Below are 15,222 nucleotides of genomic sequence, written 5' to 3'. Positions count from 1 at the left end.
GGCGGAGGGCCCCGCAGTGAGGCGGAAGCCCTTTCAGCCCACCCGCCCCCTCCGCAACTCCCCCTTCACCACCTTCCCGCTCGCGTTGCGCGGCAGCTCCCCCACGAACTCCACCGTCCTCGGCACCTTGTAGTTGGCCATCTCCCGGCGGGACCAGGCGATGAGGTCGTCGGCGGTCGTGGCGGAGCCCGGGCGGCGTACCACGTACGCCTTGCCGACCTCGCCCAGCCGTGTGTCCGGGACCCCGATGACGGCCACGTCGGCCACATCGGGATGCGACCCCAGCAGTTGCTCTATCTCGGCGGGATAGGCGTTGAAGCCGCCGACGATGAACATGTCCTTGATGCGGTCGGTGATCCGGAGGTTGCCGTCGGCGTCGAGCACCCCGACGTCCCCCGTACGCAGCCAGCCGTCCTCCGTCACCGCTCGCGCGGTCTCCTCCGGGTCCTCGAAGTAGCCGCGCATGACGTTGAAGCCACGGACCAGCACCTCGCCGGGCGAGCCGGGCGGGAGCGCGGCCCCCGACGGGCCCACGACCTTGACCTCCGCCCCCGGGATCGCCCGTCCGGACGTCGACGCGATCACCGTCGGCTCGTCGCCGCGCCGGCACATCGTCACGATGCCGCTCGCCTCGGACAGGCCGTACGCCGTCAGTACGGTCTCCACGCGCAGCTCCGTCCGCAGGCGTTCGACCAGCCGCAACGGCACCACCGCCGCGCCCGTCACCACCAGCCGCAGGGCGCTCAGGTCGTAGTCGTCGCGGGCGGGGTGGTCCAGGAGGGACTGGTGGAGGGTGGGCGGGCCGGGGAGGACGGAGACCCGTTCGGCCGCCACGTTCGCCATCGCGGTCTCCACGTTGAACACGGGCTGGGGGATCATCGTCGCGCCCCGCGTCAGACAGGCGATCACGCCCGCCTTGTAGCCGAAGGTGTGGAAGAAGGGGTTCACGATGAGATAGCGGTCGCCCTGGCGCAGTCCCGCGAGTTCGGACCACACCTCGTAGCCGCGCAGCGTCTGGGAGTGGGTGATCACCGCGCCCTTGGGGCGGCCCGTCGTACCGGAAGTGAAGATGAGGTCCGAGGGCGAGTCACCGGTCAGCGCCGCCGAGCGCGCCCGTACCTCCGCCGCCCCCACCCCTTCGCCGCCGGCCAGGAAGTCCTTCCATGTCTGGAAGTCGGGGGGCGCGTCGTCGGAGAGGACGACCACCCGCTCCAGATGCGGCAGTCCGGGCAACGGCCCCGGGCTCCCGCACACGGTCCCCGCCCCCGGCGCCCGCAACCGCCCCCCGGCCGCCCCCACCGCGCCCGCCGCCCCAGCCGCCCGTCGCAGCGACGCCACGTACGACGTCCCGAGGAACGTCCCGGTGATGAACAGCAGCCTGGCCCGGCTGCGCGCCAGCACATCCGCCGCCTCGGCGCCCTTGAAGCGGGTGTTCAGCGGTACCAGTACCGCCCCGGCCGTGACCGCGCCGAGCGCCGAGACGATCCAGTCGAGGGAGTTGGGCGCCCAGATGGCCACCCGGTCGCCGACCCGCACCCCGCCCGCGACACAGGCCGCCGCCGCACGCTCCACCCGGGCGCCCAGCTCCGCGTACGACACCCGCGTACGCCCGTCGACGACGGCCTCCACCTCGCCGTACCGCTCCACCGCCGAGCGGACCAGCTCCGGGACGGTCCCCCACTCCAAGTCACCGCGCACAGCGGGCCTCCAGCAACCTGAGAACCAGTAATCGGTACCCGACTCACTACCTGACTGACCGTCAGATTAGCTGTACCCTGACGGACTGTCAGCAACTGAGCCGAACGCTCCGAACGCCCCCGGTGTGGAGGTGCGCCCCATGGCCATGCTCAAGGACGCGACAGCGATCGTCGGCATCGGCCAGACGCCCTTCGCCAGACAACTCCGCGAGTCCGAACGGGCGTTGGCGTGCCGGGCGATCCTCGCGGCCCTCGACGACGCCGGGATCGCACCCGGCGACGTGGACGCGCTCGCCTCGTACACCATGGAGGAGACGGACGAGGTCGAGGTGGCGAAGGCGGTCGGCCTCGGTGATCTGACCTTCTTCAGCAAGGTCGGCTACGGCGGCGGCGGTTCCTGCGCGACGGTCGCGCATCTGGCGGCGGCGATCGCGGCGGGCCAGGCCACGGTCGGAGTCGCCTGGCGCTCCCGGAAGCGCGGCTCGGGCCCCCGCCCCTGGCGCAACACGGCGGTCCAACTCCCCACCCCCGCCCAGTGGACCCGCCCCTACGGCCTCCTCCGCCCCGCCGACGAGATCGCGATGCTGGCCCGCCGCCATATGCACGAGTACGGCACCACCCGCGACCACCTCTTCAACGTCGCCCTCGCCTGCCGCAACCGCGCCAACCAGAACCCGGCCGCGATCATGTACGACCGCCCGCTGACCCGGGAGATGTACATGACGTCCCGCTGGATCAGCGAGCCCCTGTGCCTGTTCGACAACTGCCTGGAGACGGACGGCGCGTTGGCGTGCGTGGTCGTGAGCGCCGAGCGCGCCCGCGACTGCCGCCGCACGCCGGTGTACGTCCACTCCGCCGCCCAGGGCCTGCCCGCCCAGCACCACGGCATGGTCAACTACTGGAACGACGACCCCCTGACCGGCCCCGCCTGGACCGCCGCCCGGCACCTGTGGAAGCACGCCGACTTCACCCCCGACGACGTGGACGTGGCCCAGATCTACGACGCGTTCACGGCCCTCGTCCCCCTGTCGCTGGAGGGGTACGGCTTCTGCGGCCGGGGCGAGGGCGGCGCCTTCACGGAGGGCGGCGCCCTGGAGACCGGCGGCCGGCTCCCCCTGAACACCTCCGGCGGCGGCCTCAGCGAGGCGTACGTCCACGGCTTCAACCTCATCACCGAGGGTGTACGACAACTGCGCGGCACGAGCACGGCCCAGGTGCCCGGGGCGGCGACGTGCCTGGTGACGGCGGGCGAGGGGGTCCCGACGTCGGCACTGCTGCTGAGGAACTGACCAAGTGGTCCTTTTGGATGGGGAGTTGAGGCAATGCTGACACCGGTGGTCGACGAGGACGGCGCCCCCTTCTGGGAGTACGCGGCCCAGGGCGAACTACGCGTCCAGACCTGCGCGGACTGCGGCGAGCCCCGCTTCCCGCCCCGCCCGTGCTGCCCGCACTGCCACTCCTTCGAGGCCGACTGGCGGCCGATGTCGGGCCGGGGCCGTATCTGGTCCTACGTCCGCCCCCACCCGCCCCTCCTCCCCGACTACGCCGAGCAGGCCCCGTACACCGTGATCCTGGTCGAACTGGCCGAGGCCCCCCGCATCCGCCTGGTCGGCAACCTGGTGACCGCCCCGGACGCCCCCCTGAACTCGACCCCGCCGGACCGGATACGTGTCGGCGCCCGCGTACACGTGGTCTTCACGTCCGAGGGCCTGCCCCAGTGGACCCTGGAGCGCCCATGACCCTGCGCACACGGACGGACAAGGAGACGGGGGTCGCGGTCCTGACGCTGGACCGCGAGCGGAAACTGAACACGATGGACGTGGAGACGGCGGCCGAACTGTCGGCCGCCTGGCGGGAGTTGAGGTTCGACGACACGGTACGGGCGGTCGTCCTCACGGGAGCCGGGGAGCGGGCCTTCTGCGTGGGCCTGGACCGGGACGCGGTGGCCGGCATCCCCCAGCCGAACTCCCCCTACACGATCGACGACCCGCTGATCGCGACAGGCCCGAAGTCGAACGACCTCTGGAAGCCGGTGATCGCGGCGGTGAACGGAATGGCCTGCGGCGGAGCCTTCTACCTCCTGGGCGAATCGGACTTCGTCATCGCGGACTCCACGGCCGCCTTCTTCGACCCCCACACCACGTACGGCATGGTCAGCGCCTTCGAATCGATACTGATGGCCCAGCGGATGCCGCCCGGCGAGGCCACGCGCATGGCGCTGATGGGCACCGCCGAGCGGATGTCGGCGCGGCGGGCGTACGAGGTGGGGCTGGTGAGCGAGGTGACGGAGGCGGGGCAGGCCGTGGCGGCGGCCGTGCGCTGCGCGGAGGTGATCGCCGGGTACCCGCCGGAGGCCGTCCAGGGCACGGTACGCGCCTGCTGGGCGGCCCAGGAGACGGCCAGGGCGCACGCCCTCGCGTACGCCCCGCATCTGGTGTCGCTGGGCAATCTGCCGAACGAACGCCAGGCGGAGCTGTTCGCGGGGCGCGGGCCGGGTGGTTTCCGGGTGCGATGACCGGGCCGGGTGGTTTCCGGGTGCGATGACCAGGCCGGATGACGGTGGGTGGCGTCAGTCCGCGGTCGCGGTCGGCTCGACCTCGCAGTGGTCGACGCTCTTCGCGACGTCCGGGCCGGACAGGTCCACCTGGACCGTCACCGTCTCGTTGGCGCCGACGAACTCGGTCCCGGTCCGCTGCTCCACCCGCTGGGACGAGGCGTCGAGGAAGTCCACGGTCGCCGTGAAGTAGTAGCCGGTGGAATTCGGGTTGGTGATCTCCACCATGGCGTACGGCATGGCCTCCGTGGCGCAGTCGATCAGCTCCACGGTGGCGTCCTGCGCCGACTCGGAGTTCGACGATCCGGAGGAACTGGAACCGTAGTCGTCGTCATCGTCGTAATCGTCGTCGTAGTCGTCGTCGTAGTCGCGGTAACCGCCCGACGAGGACGATGACGACGACGAGCTGTCATGGTCCTGGCTGGAGCTGCTGCACCCGCCGCCCCCACCACTGCTGCTGCCACTGGAACCACCGCTGCCCCCGCGCCCGGTCGAGAACCCCGTCAACGCGAGTACGACAACGACCGCCATCGACGCGAACCGCAGTCCACGGCCCCGTATTTGCATGTGCATGGCGACACCTTAGCGACGTTTTCCGATCTCCCGCTTCCTTCGCCCGTCGATCCGATGTTAAGTTACACCTCGTAACTTACTACTCGTAACTTATGGGGTCCGGGAGATGACGAAGAGCAGCAGGGTTCTCGTGGTGGGCGGATACGGCACCGTGGGGATGGTGATCAGCGAGCTGATCGCCCGCAGGCATCCGGATGTGGAGGTGATCGTCGGAGGCCGGCGCTTCTTCAAGGCGGAAGCGGCGGCACGGCTCCGCGGCCTCGCGGGTGCGGTGCGGATCGATGTCACGGACGACGATCCGCTCGCCACCGTCGACCCGCTGCCGGACGCGGTCCTGGTGGCCGTCAACGACCACAACGACCGTCTGCTGCACTCCGCCGCCCGGCGGGGCATCCCCCTCGTCGACATCGCCCGCTGGCTGAAGCGCGTCGAGGACGCGCACCGGACCCTGGCGGGGGAAACGGTCACGGCTCCGGTCGTCCTCGCCTCGGGCTGGATGGCGAGCGCGGCCGCGGTGACCGTGGCGGCACACGGAGGTGGCCTGCCGGCCGATCAGGTCGACATCGACATCCTGCTGAGCCTGGAGGACAGGACCGGCCCCGACTCCGCGACCGGCTTCGTCGACGTACACCTGCCGTTCGAGCTCTGGGAGCGCGGCGAGACCCGCACCGTGCGCGGCATGTCGGAGCCTCGTCGGGTGACGTTCGGCGACGGACGGACCCGTTCCTGCCGTCTCTTCAGCAGCCCCGAGCAGGCGACACTGATCACCACCGGGCACGCGCGAGGGGTGTCGGTGCGCATGGCCTTCGACAGCCGTGCCACGAACTCGGTGTTCGCCGCGCTGGTGAACTCCGGCCTCTGGGCGAGGCTTTCGAAGGAACGCCGGACCGGGATTCTGCACAGCCCGGGAGAGAAGCCCGGCGCCTCGCACGAGTTCGCCGTCACTCTCAGGACCGGCCCGACCACCCGCAGAATCCTGGTCGAGGACCCCGAAGGACAGGCCCATCTCACGGCAGCGGGCGCGGTGACGCAGCTGGAACGTGTCCTGGGCCTGAACGGTCGCGAGCGCCCCGAGCCTGGGATCTCCTTCCCCGAGGAAGCGAAGGACGTCAAGGCGGATGTGGCCGCCCTGGAATCGATGGGCGTGCGCTTCACGGAGTTCCCCGAAAGCCAGGCCGGTTCGGCGGGACCCGCCCGGACGGCATAGCCCCTCTGCCGACTGCCGGAGGCGAGGCCGCCCCTGACGACGGCTGTCGCGGTCGCCCCCACGCCCGTGAAGATGGCGCGGGGCCTTCTTGCCGTCCCCATCCCCATCCCGTTCAATGCTGCCTCGTACGACGCAAATGTCGCTGCATACGGGGGAAGTCGAACATGAGCAGCAGCGGGCACCCGATACCGGACCCGTCACCCACACCGCCACCCACACCGCCACCCACGCCCGCACCACCGACGCCGCCCCCGCCGCGGCGACGCCCCGGCAACAGAGGCGAGACGGCGGCGCTGGTGAGCGCGTTCACCGGTGTCGTCGGTCTGATCCTGGGCTTCTTCGGCGTCCCCTCGCTCGTCACGCCGCCCACGGCCCGCACGGTCACGGCCACCGTCACCGCGACGGCCACCACGACGGTGACGGCCTCCCCCACGGCGGAGCCGAGTCCGAGCGACACCGCCGACGCCCCCGGCGCGAACGCCGACTCCTCCACGTCACCCACCCCCTCCACGGAGGTGCCGCTCACCGATGTCGAGGCGGTGGACACGGGCCAAGGCGGCTGGGAGCGCAAGGCGGCGACCATGGGCGGCAAGCGCTTCGACAACTCCATCGTCAACGATTCGGGGGGCTACGAATGGCTGTCCTACAGCATCAACGAACGCTACAAGCGCCTCACCGTCACCGTGGGCCTCGATGACGACGGCGTCGCCTACCCGGGGACGGTGACCTTCATAAGCGGCGAGTTGGGCGACGGCAAGACACTGAAGAGCGCGAACGCGCAGATCAACCGCCCGGTGGAAGTGACCGTGGATGTGACCGGCGTCGCCATCCTCACCATCCACTTCGACGGCGACGGCGCAGTCGTCCTGGGCGACCCCGTCCTCCACCGCACCTGATCCCGGAGCCGCCGTCAGGCGCTCAACGGGGGGTGAGCGTGGCTCCAGCGGAGCGCCGGCCGGTCGCCGATCCAGTACGAGCGGGCGGTTGTGCTGATCCGCTGTCCGCCGATCCAGTAGGCGTGCGCCTTGGGCGTGACCTCGATACGCACAGAGGTGATGTCGGGCTCGCCTGCGGCCCGCCAAGCGGTGACGGCGCCTTCGACGGCGTCCCAGAGGGCGACGGGTCCGCCTTGCCGGACGTTCCACTCGTCGCCGTCGGCGGTGAGGGCGGCGAACGCCTCACGGCCGGTGTCGAAGAGGTAGGCCGTCTCCCGGCCGCCACCGACCGCTCGCACGAACTGGGCGCCGGGAGCGGCGAGTTGGGCCAGGAAGGCGGGCATCCATGCCTTCAGTGCGTCGGGTGACAGGCTGGTCCGCCGCTCGGTGTCGGCGTAAGCGGCGCGGGCGGCGAGATCCCCGGAGAGCGGTACGGCAGCCTCCGCGCGGGCCGGCATGAACGACGTACGGCCGATGATCCGGCCCTCCGCCGTACCGTCGTCCCTGACTGTGAGCTTCGCCAGGCCGGTGCCGTACGACCAGGCGCTGGGCCCCACGGTCGCGAGGATGATCCCGCCGGGCCTGGTCTGCCGCACCCAGGCGTAGGGGATGCGGCGTACGGCACAGGTGGCGATGGTCCGGTCGTACGGGGCCCGGCGCGGGTGCCCGAGGAGGCCGTCCCCGGTGACGGTCCATGTCGAGTACCCGGCGTCCTCCAGGGCGTCGTCCGCCCGCCGCGCCACAGCCGCGTCGACCTCCACGCTGGTGACGTTGTCCTCGCCCAGGCGGTGACAGAGCAGGGCGGTGGAGTAGCCCGTCCCCGTGCCGACCTCCAGCACCCGCATACCGTCCTCCACGTCCAGCGCCTCGCTCATCCCGATGACGGTCGAGGGCATCGTGGAGGACGAGGTGGGAAAGCCGGTCACGGTGCCGTCGGCCGTCTCCGGGGTGACGTGGCCGTCGAGTTGGGTCACCCAGGTCTCGTCCCGGTAGGCGAGGGTCAGCCACTCGGCCTCGTCGGTGTCGCGGCTGACGGGCGTGTAGCGGGTGAGGCCGTCGGGTCCGGTCTCGTCCTTGAAGAACGACGGGAGAAACAGCTCCCGGGGTACGGCTTCGACGGCCTTCCGCCACGCGGAGGACTTCAGAACGCCGCCCTGCTCCAGCCGGTCGGCCAGAGCACGGCGAAGACGAGCGGGGTCAACGGGCGTCACTCGGTGGCTCCTTGCTCCAGGGGGGCGGCGGTGATCGGCGAAGGGCGGCGCCGTTCGTATGCCAGGTATGGCGGAATACGTCCCTCCGGGATTTCCCGGGCCGGCAGTGTGCCTACGTATTCGAAACCTGACTTGAGCAGGACACGGCCGGACGCGGGGTTGTCGGGGTGGTGTTTCGCGCCGAGCAGGTTCATGTCGGCGGTGGTGAAGGCGAAGTCGACGAGCAGCCTCACGGCTTCCGTGGCATAGCCTCGGCCCCAGGTGTCCTCGCGCAGTACGTAGCTGACGTGTCCCTCGATGTCGTTCGCACGGCGCAGCTTCACCACTCCCACCAGGTCCCCGGCGCGGTCGATGCCGAGGACGTACTGAGCGACCGGCTCTTCGCCACCCCACGCCCGGGCCCGGGCGACGTACTGTTCGGCTTCCTCCCGCGTCATCCCGAGGCCTCCGAGGAAGCGGACGGAGGCCCCGCTGTAGACGCGTCGGACGGCCGGGGCGTCGCCCTCTTCCAGTGCCCGCAGGGTCACCACGAGGCGACCTCGGCGGCGGTGGGTCGCTGGTCGGGGTCAGGGTGGAGGCAGGCCGTCATGAGGTCTTCGAAGGCGGGAAAAGGCCAGGGACGGGCGTCGCTCAGCGAGATCGTGCGGCCCTCGGCGATGGCGCGCAGCTTGTCCGACCGGTCCACCTCGTCCTCGTACGCCACGGGACGTCGCCCGGTCCAGCACCAGAAGAGCGAGGCGCCCAGGCCCCACATGTCGGCTGGCGGCTCCGCCTGAATGTGCGTGTCGTCGCTGGTCGTCAGGACGGCGTCGGCGATTTCGGGGGCGGTGGTGTGGGTCAGCGCACCCCGGTAGGGCAGCCGCTCCGCGTCATCGGGGCCGCACGCCAAGGCGTAGTCGATGACGGCCGTGCCGCCGTCGCCCATGACGAGCGTGTTGGTGGGCTGCACGTCGGCGTGGGCCCACCCTGCGGCGTGCAGCCGTGCGAGCTGCTGTGCCCAGCTGCGGGCGACACCGAGAAGCCGAGGCTGTAACGGGAGTCGCTCTCCCTCCGGGTCCCGCGCCGGGGCGAACGCGTGCCACAGCGGAACACCGTCGATCCAGCGCACCGCCAGCCACTGACCTTCCGCCCACGCCCCGGCATCGACGCGGTATCCCTTACTCAGGGCTCCGGCCTCGCTCAGGCGCAGCAGATGGCGGTCCTCCTGGGCCATCTCGGCGGCCTTGTAGCGCGAACCGCTCTCGTTCTCGGGGGCGTTGGCCTTCAGCACCACCGCGCCCAGCGGCCCGTGGACCTTCCACGCCCGGGAGCCGCGCCGGTCGCTCAACGGCTCTGCGCCGAGCGGGAAACCGCACCGCTCCGCGAGGAGGGCGATGGCTTCGGTAGGAGGTGCTGCGCCCACTGTTTGATGTCCTTCCAGTCGCTGCCGTTGTCTTTCAGCGCAAAAGCCTCGTCGCCAGGCTGCGGAGAGGCTCGGCGAGATAGGGATGGTCGCCCAGTTCGGCGCGATGGAGCAGGCGGGCGGCGACGTAGAGCTGGGCTCGGCGTCCGTCAGGGGTGTCGAGGACGGGGAAGCGGTCGCGCACCTTCTGAGCGAGGGCGGGGACGGGGAGGCTGTAGCAGTAGAGCGTGGCCGCGTCGGTGCCGACGGGTCCGCGACCCCAGAGTTCCCAGTCCAGGATGCCCAGGGGGCTGAGGAGGTTTGCCCAGTGGAGGTCGCCGTGAACGGTTTCCCACCGCTGGATACGGACATCGACTTGGTCACCGAAGGCAGCCTGCACACGGAGGTCGACCTTGTCCTGGTCGGTGCTGAGGCGTTCGGTAGGGGTGGCGGCCAGCTGCCGCAGAGCATCACGAAGACCGTTCCACCAGTCGTCGGACGGGTCGAGGCCCGGCCGGGCCGTGTCGGTCGGTGAGCATGGTGTTCCGGGAAGGAGGGTCATGACCTCGGCGCGTTGGCGGCGCCAGTCGCCTTCCGTCCATTCGTAGACATCCAGTACGCGCGGTTTGGGCAGCCCGTGTACGCGGTTGGCGTCGGCGTTTCCGGTCCAGGCGTGGCCCTGGGGCCACCGGGTCAGTTCGGAGACGACACGGAGCCAGCGGGAGCCCTCGGGGGCGACGGCGGGTGCGCTGATGGAGCGGTCGCGCCAGCCGAGAACGGGGTCGGCGGTGATGGTCAGGCCGAAGTGATCGGCGGCGCTTTCCAGGTTCTGGCGCATCCAGACGCGGAAGCGGCGGTCCGCCTCGGCGATGTCGCGGGGTCCGGGTCCGGTCGCCGTCACGGGACGATGTGGCGCAGATAGGCGGCGGGGTTGGTCATGTAGCGACGCCAGTGGTCGACCAGCTCCAGGTCTTCCCATCGCGTACGCCGGAAGCCGTGGTCTCCGACCTCGATGATGTCCGCACCGGGGGTGCTCGCGAGGATGGGTGAATGGGTGGCGCAGATGACCTGTGCTCCGCTCTGTCCCAGTCGGTGCATCAGCCCGACGAGTTGGAGGCAGGAGGTGAAGGACAGGGCTGCCTCGGGTTCGTCCATGACGTAGAAGCCGGGGGCGTCGAACATGGCCTGGAACATGGTGAGGAAGCCCTCGCCGTGGCTCATCGCGCTCGTGTCCTGGTCCCAGTAGCCGGGTACGCCGCCGAGGTTCTCGGTCATGTCGAACGCGGTCTCGGCCCGCAGGAAGAAACCCTTCTTGTTGCGGCGAGGGCCTGCGAGCATCCGCGCTCCGGCGCTGGTGGTGTCGGCACGCAGGACTTCACCCAGAGGCGTCTTCGTCGGGTCGGGACGCCCCCGGAGCCGGGCGAGGCGTCCACCGTAGGCGTCAAGTTTGAAGCTCTCGGCGATCGCTTCGACGAGGGTGGACTTGCCCGAGCCGTTGTCGCCGACCAGGAAGGTGACCGGGTGGGTGAAGGCCAGCCCGTGTTCCAGGAGCTGGGTGACGCAAGGGACCGTGAAGGGCCACTGGCCGCGTTCAGCGCGGACGGGGACCAGAGCTTCCGGTACGTACACCCGGTCGACGAACACGCGGCTCCTAGTCGTAATTCGGCTGGCAGCCCCCGTTGGGAGTGCAGGGGCCCGCCCCGGTCGGCCAGCACGAGGGGTTACAGGCCGGCCCGCATGACGGTCCGCACTGGGGATCACACGGGTCCTTCTGCCCCTTGCCGGCTGCAACCGACTCCCGTTCGGCGAAGCCAGCTTCCAGCTCGGACCTCACCTGCTGGGCCTCCGGGCTGGTCAGGATATCGGCAAGAGTGGCGTCCATGACGTTGCCAACCGGCAGCCACCGGGAGAACACGCAGGGCCACACCGCGCCGTCCGGGGATATGGCGATCACGCCGGAGGTACAGCGGCCGCACAGCTGCGAGGTATCCGGCCCGCTTTCACGGACGCCGCGGCCGACCTCCCGCAGCCGGTCCACGCCGATTTCCTGGACGCCGAGGGTGACCAACTCACGCTGGGCCGCGGCCACTCGCTGCTCCTGCCGCAGATCAATGACTCCCGCCCGGACCGGAATGTTACGCCGCACGGCTTCGGCGACATTGGCCTTGGTACGAGCGTGACTGGGACGTCCGGTGATAGCGGCATGTTCGTCGGGGTCGTCCGAGTAGTAGCTGGTCGCCAGGGACACTCCGTCGCGCTCCAGCAGTGGCCACAAGGCGGCGGGGACGTGAACGAGGTTGGAGAAGATCTCCACCCGCAGGCCCTGGTCGAGAGCGTGTTCAACCAGGACGGACAGGTCAGGGTGAAGCATCGGTTCGCCGCCGATGAATTGCACCATGGTTACGCCGCAGGAGGCGAGCTGTTCGATCACACGATGCCAGTCGCTCGGCCCCATGGTCCCGTGGGTGCCCTGGGGCCCGGACTTGGCGTAACAGTGCTCACACGTCAGTTGGCACTTGCCGGTGATCTCCAGCCAGGCGAAGTTGAGTTCACGCACTCGTTCCCCCCTCGTGATCGGAAACGGTGGTCTGGGTGGCCGGGTCGAGTTCGGTGGTCGCCATGAATACAACGTAGGAATCCGAGCGCCCCAACTGCCAGGCGATTGCACGTGATTGCGGGGCGATCACCCGAGCGCGTCCATTGCCGCCCTGATCAGCGCGTGCGCCTTCACTCCGTGGACGGCGGTGTCCGCCAGCATGGCGAACGTGTCGGCGTACGCCCTGATCTCGCTGGGCTGGGTGAGGGTGAGATAGCCGGAGACCAGCTCGACATTGACTTGCGCCGAGTCGTAGATCCAGAAGCCTTCCACCGGCATACGGGTCCGGCCGAGCCGCATGGGTACGACGCCGAGGCTGACGTTGGGCAGTGTGCCGACCCTGAGCAGGTGCTCAAGCTGTTCCTGCTGCGTGTCGGCGCTGCCAAGACCATTGCGCAGCACCGACTCCTCGATCAGGAACGCGAAGCGGCGGTGCCCCTCGTACAGCACCCGCTGACGCTCCATGCGTACGGCCACGGCGTCGGCCACGTCATCGATCTCGACCCTCCGGAGCTGCACGGCACGCAAAACATCTTCCGTGTAGCCGTGGGTCTGGATCAGTCCTGGGACAAGCCATGACGAGTACGCCCGGAACCGTCGCGTGCGTTCGAAGAGGGGGAGTACGGCCTCCTGAGCATGCCGGAGCCCCGCGCGCTCCATACGGCGCCACTCGATCCACATGCCTTCAACGGCCCGGAGGGAAGCGATCAGGTCTTCTGTTCGGTCCTCTTGCCCACAGGCCCGGCACCATGCGCGGATGTCGTCTTCGGACGGTGAGGTCTTGGCCGTCGAGATCCGGGACACCTTGGAGGGATGCCACCCGCAGGCCTCGGCGAGCGCCTTGCCGTCCAGCCCGGCGTCCTTGCACATCTCCCGAAGGCGATCGGCGAGGACTTTCCGGGCCGTCTGAACACTGGACGATCCTGATGCGGGCATGGTGCGTACCGGTCAGACCGGCTTGTACTCCTCGTGCGGTGTGGCCCGTTCCCAGACCGTTTCGAATGCCGTGGTGACCAGCTCCACGACGGCTGGCTCGGTGCGCCATTCACGGTCGACGACCTCCCCGTCTCCGGAGAAGTACGTGAAGAGCACTGAGGAGCCGTCGAACATCCACAGGTCGGTTCCGGGGAGCGCGATGTCCGCCGCTCGCCGCCGGGGCAGCCAGCGCACCAGTTCACCGGCCGCGATGTTGGGAAACGTCACGTCGTACTCGTACTTGATGTAGTCCGTCACTGGCTCCGAGACGATCCGAGCGCGCCGCATCACGACTCCGCGTCCGGTCGTCTCGGTCACCACATCCAGGAACGGACGCCACCACGTCGACCGGTCGGCGGTGGCGTCCAGACGCCTGCCTCTCTGCCACGCGACAAACTCCGGGTCACTGGGCTGGTAGGCATCGCGCATCTCCAGGTGCACGGCGGAGTGCTTGGCCTTGGCCAGCGCCTCAAGAACGGGGTTCATCAGTGGCGCCGTCCTCCGCACGCGGCATGTACTGCAACATGACTTTGGGCAGCCGGATGATCGTCTCGTGCTCCGGCACATCCGTCGAGTGGCCGGGGATTGAACCGATCTCCTGGCAGGCCTTCACCTCGGCTTCCGTGGCCTTGTACGACTGGATCAGCAGGTCACCCGTCTCCTCGTCCAACCAGATCGTCGGCGATTCCGTGTCAGGCGTATTCGGGATGATCCCAAGGAACCGTAACCGCATGCCTTCCCCTTCAGCCGCTGCGATTGCGCCGATTGCACGACCTTGACGCCGCCAGGAGGACTCGTCAAGAGGGCGTCCGACCTCGCAACCGAAGAGAGGGAAGCACAGCGTGACGCTCCTGGAAGGACTCGCCGCATCCGACGCACCCGTCGTGATGGACTTGATCTCCTCCCACGACACCGCGACAAGGCCCATCCCGTTGGAAGGCACCCCCTTGGAAACCCGCACGATCCGCCGTACGAGCGTCACCCTCCCTTCCCTCGACGAGCCCGGCCTCTACCTGTCCAACGTCCGCTCGCTCGAAGGCGGGCGCGGCCGGCTCACCGCGTTCCGCTACGCCGACGCCGACATCCGGGACCTCGACCTGTCCGACACGCACCTGTTGGACGGCCGCGTCACCGGCCTCAGAACCCAGCGCACCCGATTCGACGAACTCCGCCTCGACTCCGTCGAGTTCACCGGCTGCGACCTCTCCACACTGCACTGGACCAACAGCAAGATCTCCCGCGCCGTCTTCCGCGACTGCAAACTCATGGGCGCCGCTCTGGAGGACATCACTCTCGACCACGTCCTGTTCGAGAACTGCAGACTCGACTACAGCACGGTGGTTCGCATGCGCACCGCGGGCCCCGTCATCTTCTCCGCGTGCTCCCTGCGCGAAGCCACGTTCGCCGCAGCCGACCTCACCGCCGCCCTGTTCGACGACTGCGACCTGCGGCTGACCGAGTTCGACAACGGCAAGTACCAGGGGCTGGACCTACGCGGCAACGACCTCTCCCAGCTCCGGGGCGTTGCCACGCTCAAGCAGGTGATCATCGACCAGGCGCAGACCCCGCAACTGGGCGAGGCGCTCGCGGCGGAGCTGGACGTCACCTATGGCGAAGATCTCGACGTGCGGTAGTCACCGCCCGAGCGAGCCGCCCTTGGCCCCGTCCAGGAAGGCCCGCCAGGAGTCGGGGCCGAGGTGGAGGAGGGGGCCGTGGGGGTTTTTGCTGTCGCGGATGAGTCGGCCGCCGGTGGGAGTTAGGGCGACTTCGACGCACTGGCCTTCTTGATGGGTATAGGACGACTTCCGAAAAGGTCCTATGGCTTCAGGTGTCATCGTGCTTCCCTGCTCCTCCGAAGCGCACTCCGAATGAAATCGGCCGACGCTTCCGGTGTCATCGCCGCCGACCGCAGCAACTCAAACGTGCGGACGTAGGCGGCAAGTTCGTCCGATTCCTCAAGGATCAACGTACCGCCCAGGTGCTCCACGCTCACAGCCTGGGCCTTGTCCCGGAGGGGTGGACACCTGTTCGTGTCGCTATGCGGCGAGTGTCAGGGTAGCTGACTGCTGCTCGTAGGCGATCGGTGCCTGCTG

General features: G+C 69.4%; 18 protein-coding genes and 1 pseudogene. 6 read left to right on the top strand and 13 right to left on the bottom strand.

Translation table 11 applies throughout. The features are described from left to right. Positions 1-33: 33 nt before the first annotated feature. Positions 34-1,698 (bottom strand): fatty acid--CoA ligase family protein, encoded by a 1,665-nt coding sequence (locus ACWD4G_RS06995; RefSeq protein WP_451291182.1) that lies wholly within the window; start codon positions 1,696-1,698, stop codon positions 34-36. Positions 1,699-1,837: 139 nt separating this feature from the next. Between ACWD4G_RS06995 and ACWD4G_RS06990 the strand changes: the two genes are divergently transcribed. The 3 genes from ACWD4G_RS06990 to ACWD4G_RS06980 are packed head-to-tail and all read left to right on the top strand — an operon-like array spanning position 1,838 to position 4,212. Next, positions 1,838-2,986, top strand: coding sequence for a lipid-transfer protein (locus tag ACWD4G_RS06990; RefSeq protein WP_451291181.1), 1,149 nt, complete (start codon positions 1,838-1,840; stop codon positions 2,984-2,986). A gap of 33 nt (positions 2,987-3,019) precedes the next feature. Further along, positions 3,020-3,436, top strand: coding sequence for a Zn-ribbon domain-containing OB-fold protein (locus tag ACWD4G_RS06985; protein WP_451291180.1), 417 nt, complete (start codon positions 3,020-3,022; stop codon positions 3,434-3,436). Continuing rightward, positions 3,433-4,212, top strand: a complete 780-nt coding sequence (locus tag ACWD4G_RS06980; RefSeq protein ID WP_451291179.1) for an enoyl-CoA hydratase/isomerase family protein — start codon at positions 3,433-3,435, stop codon at positions 4,210-4,212. Before ACWD4G_RS06985 ends, ACWD4G_RS06980 begins: the two co-directional genes overlap by 4 nt. Positions 4,213-4,266: 54 nt before the next feature. Here the strand turns inward: ACWD4G_RS06980 and ACWD4G_RS06975 are convergent, their stop codons facing one another. Next, positions 4,267-4,824, bottom strand: coding sequence for a hypothetical protein (locus ACWD4G_RS06975; RefSeq protein WP_451291178.1), 558 nt, complete (start codon positions 4,822-4,824; stop codon positions 4,267-4,269). Positions 4,825-4,930: 106 nt separating this feature from the next. Between ACWD4G_RS06975 and ACWD4G_RS06970 the strand changes: the two genes are divergently transcribed. Continuing rightward, positions 4,931-6,031 carry a hypothetical protein gene (locus tag ACWD4G_RS06970; RefSeq protein WP_451291177.1) on the top strand — a complete coding sequence of 367 codons (1,101 nt, stop codon included), beginning with the start codon at positions 4,931-4,933 and terminating at the stop codon, positions 6,029-6,031. 296 nt (positions 6,032-6,327) lie between these two features. Continuing rightward, complete coding sequence (locus ACWD4G_RS06965; RefSeq protein ID WP_451291176.1) at positions 6,328-6,927, top strand: NPCBM/NEW2 domain-containing protein; 600 nt, start codon at positions 6,328-6,330, stop codon at positions 6,925-6,927. A 14-nt stretch (positions 6,928-6,941) separates the two neighbouring features. On the opposite strand, the gene tgmC is transcribed toward ACWD4G_RS06965, so the two are convergent. From tgmC to ACWD4G_RS06920, 9 genes are all read right to left on the bottom strand, one after another. Beyond that, the gene (gene tgmC, locus ACWD4G_RS06960; RefSeq protein ID WP_451291175.1) at positions 6,942-8,177 is read right to left on the bottom strand and encodes an ATP-grasp peptide maturase system methyltransferase; all 1,236 of its coding nucleotides are present in this window, start codon (positions 8,175-8,177) and stop codon (positions 6,942-6,944) included. After that, entirely contained in the window at positions 8,174-8,704 is a 531-nt protein-coding gene (locus ACWD4G_RS06955) for a GNAT family N-acetyltransferase (protein ID WP_451291174.1), read from the bottom strand. Before ACWD4G_RS06955 ends, tgmC begins: the two co-directional genes overlap by 4 nt. Further along, complete coding sequence (locus ACWD4G_RS06950) at positions 8,701-9,579, bottom strand: protein kinase domain-containing protein (protein ID WP_451291173.1); 879 nt, start codon at positions 9,577-9,579, stop codon at positions 8,701-8,703. Before ACWD4G_RS06950 ends, ACWD4G_RS06955 begins: the two co-directional genes overlap by 4 nt. Before the next feature lie 34 nt (positions 9,580-9,613). Continuing rightward, a complete protein-coding gene (locus ACWD4G_RS06945; RefSeq protein ID WP_451291172.1) occupies positions 9,614-10,459 on the bottom strand; it encodes an aminoglycoside phosphotransferase in 846 nt (281 codons plus the stop codon). After that, positions 10,456-11,202: an AAA family ATPase gene (locus ACWD4G_RS06940; RefSeq protein WP_451291171.1), complete on the bottom strand. Its 747-nt coding sequence runs from the start codon at positions 11,200-11,202 to the stop codon at positions 10,456-10,458. The genes ACWD4G_RS06945 and ACWD4G_RS06940 overlap by 4 nt, the downstream gene beginning before the upstream one ends. Before the next feature lie 7 nt (positions 11,203-11,209). Then, entirely contained in the window at positions 11,210-12,115 is a 906-nt protein-coding gene (locus ACWD4G_RS06935; protein ID WP_451291170.1) for a radical SAM protein, read from the bottom strand. Between the two features lie 126 nt (positions 12,116-12,241). Then, a complete protein-coding gene (locus tag ACWD4G_RS06930) occupies positions 12,242-13,090 on the bottom strand; it encodes a helix-turn-helix domain-containing protein (RefSeq protein ID WP_451291169.1) in 849 nt (282 codons plus the stop codon). Positions 13,091-13,102: 12 nt separating this feature from the next. After that, positions 13,103-13,618, bottom strand: coding sequence for a DUF6879 family protein (locus ACWD4G_RS06925; protein WP_451291661.1), 516 nt, complete (start codon positions 13,616-13,618; stop codon positions 13,103-13,105). Beyond that, on the bottom strand, positions 13,599-13,862 hold the full coding sequence (locus tag ACWD4G_RS06920) for a hypothetical protein (protein WP_451291168.1): 264 nt from the start codon (positions 13,860-13,862) through the stop codon (positions 13,599-13,601). The genes ACWD4G_RS06925 and ACWD4G_RS06920 overlap by 20 nt, the downstream gene beginning before the upstream one ends. A 109-nt stretch (positions 13,863-13,971) precedes the next feature. Between ACWD4G_RS06920 and ACWD4G_RS06915 the strand changes: the two genes are divergently transcribed. Beyond that, positions 13,972-14,763, top strand: a complete 792-nt coding sequence (locus tag ACWD4G_RS06915; RefSeq protein ID WP_451291167.1) for a pentapeptide repeat-containing protein — start codon at positions 13,972-13,974, stop codon at positions 14,761-14,763. Here the strand turns inward: ACWD4G_RS06915 and ACWD4G_RS06910 are convergent, their stop codons facing one another. Together ACWD4G_RS06910 and ACWD4G_RS06905 are read right to left on the bottom strand one after the other, a co-directional pair. Continuing rightward, entirely contained in the window at positions 14,764-14,964 is a 201-nt protein-coding gene (locus ACWD4G_RS06910) for a DUF397 domain-containing protein (RefSeq protein ID WP_451291166.1), read from the bottom strand. After that, a pseudogene (locus ACWD4G_RS06905) lies at positions 14,961-15,128 on the bottom strand (Scr1 family TA system antitoxin-like transcriptional regulator); the annotation flags it as partial. The pseudogene ACWD4G_RS06905 and the gene ACWD4G_RS06910, both read right to left, overlap by 4 nt. Between the last annotated feature and the right edge of the window lie 94 nt (positions 15,129-15,222).

This window comes from Streptomyces sp. NPDC002643, assembly GCF_053592555.1.
Note: the sequence above shows the minus strand (reverse complement) of the source record. Positions and strands in the feature narration are given on the sequence as shown.